The sequence below is a fragment of the Bacillus sp. AP50 genome (assembly GCF_040492675.1).
GTDB lineage: Bacteria > Bacillota > Bacilli > Bacillales > Bacillaceae_G > Bacillus_A > Bacillus_A cereus.
This window is the reverse complement of record NZ_JBEUTW010000135.1, coordinates 1-1,935: the sequence shown is the minus strand read 5'-3', so window position 1 is coordinate 1,935 and position 1,935 is coordinate 1. Positions and strand designations below refer to the sequence as shown.

Below are 1,935 nucleotides of genomic sequence, written 5' to 3'. Positions count from 1 at the left end.
CGTTTATAATGAACTCAAAGAAAACGTTTGCATAATTATTTCTAGGGGGAAATACCATGGCAGAACTTAAATTAGAAAACATTTATAAAATATATGATAATAACGTAACAGCTGTAACTGATTTTAATTTACACATTCAAGATAAAGAATTTATTGTATTTGTCGGTCCTTCTGGATGCGGAAAATCTACAACATTACGAATGGTAGCTGGACTTGAAGATATTTCAAAAGGCGAGTTTTCAATTGATGGTAAACTAATGAATGATGTTCCTCCAAAAGATCGAGATATCGCTATGGTATTCCAAAACTACGCTCTTTATCCACATATGAGTGTATATGATAATATGGCATTTGGATTAAAACTTCGAAAAATACCAAAAGATGAAATCGATCGTCGTGTGAAAGATGCAGCAAAAATTTTAGGACTTGAACAATATTTAGATAGAAAACCGAAAGCATTATCAGGTGGACAGCGCCAACGTGTTGCGTTAGGTAGAGCAATCGTTCGAGACGCAAAAGTTTTCTTAATGGATGAACCATTATCAAACTTAGATGCTAAACTCCGTGTTGCAATGCGCTCAGAAATTTCTAAGCTACATCATCGCCTTGGAACAACAACAATTTATGTAACACATGACCAAACAGAAGCAATGACTATGGCTTCGCGTCTTGTCGTTATGAAGGATGGAAAAATCCAACAAATTGGAACTCCAAAAGAAGTATACGAAACGCCAGAAAACATTTTCGTGGGTGGATTTATCGGCTCACCAGCGATGAATTTCTTCCGTGGTAAATTGACTGAAACCGATTTCGTTATAGACAATACTATAAAAATTAAAGTATCTGAAGGAAAAATGAAGATGCTACGTGAACAAGACTATGTAAATAAGGAAATTGTTTTAGGTATTCGCCCAGAGGACATTCATGATGAACTACTATTTTTAGAAGCTTCGCAATCTACTGCCTTCACAACAAAAATTGAAGTCGCTGAATTATTAGGTGCTGAATCCATTTTATATATGAAACTTGGAAATCAAGATTTTGCAGCACGTGTAGATGCAAGACATACATTTTCACCTGGTGATCAAATTAAATTAGCATTTGATATGAATAAAGCACATTTCTTTGATAACCAAACTGAACAACGTATTCGCTAAAAAATTTATCTTTACTATACACATACAAAAAAACCGTCCACATATATTGAGGGCGGTTTTTATTATTATACTAGGGCTTCTACTGTATGAAATGATTGTCCTTTTGTGCTAATAATACCGAAAATCGGTAAATCACTAAGCACCACTTCTTCTTGCTGTTTCATAAAAGATGACGTTAATTGTTTTATCTCTATCCAAACGTCATTAATACAAAGTACATTGGAATCGTTCTCTTGTTGGCGAGAAAAAATAGAATCTATTTTATATAAACCTGCATTTTGAAAAAGCATATCAATGCGACTGAATGCATTCAAAGTAATGCTAATAACGCGTTGCCAATCTCCTTGCTTTCCCATATCATAGGATACAAAAAGTGCCTCTCCGCCTAGATTCATAATTTCCTCCACTGTTGCTTGTCCACTCTCTTGATCAATGTCCGTCACAATAACTTTTGCGCCTTGTTTAGCCAACAAAAGAGCTGTATTACGTCCAATACCGATGCCACCGCCAGTTACGATAGCAACTTTTCCTGCAAGCTTCATTTTCATTACCCCTTCTATAAGTCTTACCGTCATTCAGTATACTCCTTTATAAGATTAATCTGCAAGCAAGAAAAATTGCTATTTTACTTGTAAACGTTTACTTTTTATCCTTCTTTTTTCTTATTATTACGCTGATCGAAAACTAAACCGATGAAAATTAAAATCCCCCAAAAGATTACACTACCTCCAGTCATTTTAATCTCCCCCTTATTATATAAAGTGAAATTTTAATCAGC

Annotated in this window: 3 protein-coding genes; 1 reads left to right on the top strand and 2 read right to left on the bottom strand. The window is 34.6% G+C overall.

What is annotated here, in order from left to right; all coding sequences use genetic code 11:
- Positions 1-56: 56 nt before the first annotated feature.
- Positions 57-1,157, top strand: a complete 1,101-nt coding sequence (locus tag ABWK52_RS12005; RefSeq protein ID WP_000818930.1) for an ABC transporter ATP-binding protein — start codon at positions 57-59, stop codon at positions 1,155-1,157.
- Positions 1,158-1,222: 65 nt separating this feature from the next.
- Here ABWK52_RS12005 and ABWK52_RS12000 read toward each other — a convergent pair whose 3' ends face one another.
- Both ABWK52_RS12000 and ABWK52_RS11995 read right to left on the bottom strand, forming a co-directional pair.
- Complete coding sequence (locus ABWK52_RS12000; RefSeq protein ID WP_000218410.1) at positions 1,223-1,732, bottom strand: SDR family NAD(P)-dependent oxidoreductase; 510 nt, start codon at positions 1,730-1,732, stop codon at positions 1,223-1,225.
- Positions 1,733-1,803: 71 nt separating this feature from the next.
- Positions 1,804-1,893 (bottom strand): hypothetical protein, encoded by a 90-nt coding sequence (locus ABWK52_RS11995; protein ID WP_000145650.1) that lies wholly within the window; start codon positions 1,891-1,893, stop codon positions 1,804-1,806.
- Between the last annotated feature and the right edge of the window lie 42 nt (positions 1,894-1,935).

Excerpts from the sequence above, each read along its gene's own strand:
- ABWK52_RS12005 (WP_000818930.1), top strand. The coding sequence starts at position 57 with ATGGCAGAACTTAAATTAGAAAACATTTATAAAATATATGATAATAAC.
- ABWK52_RS12000 (WP_000218410.1), bottom strand. The coding sequence starts at position 1,732 with ATGACGGTAAGACTTATAGAAGGGGTAATGAAAATGAAGCTTGCAGGA.
- ABWK52_RS11995 (WP_000145650.1), bottom strand. The coding sequence starts at position 1,893 with ATGACTGGAGGTAGTGTAATCTTTTGGGGGATTTTAATTTTCATCGGT.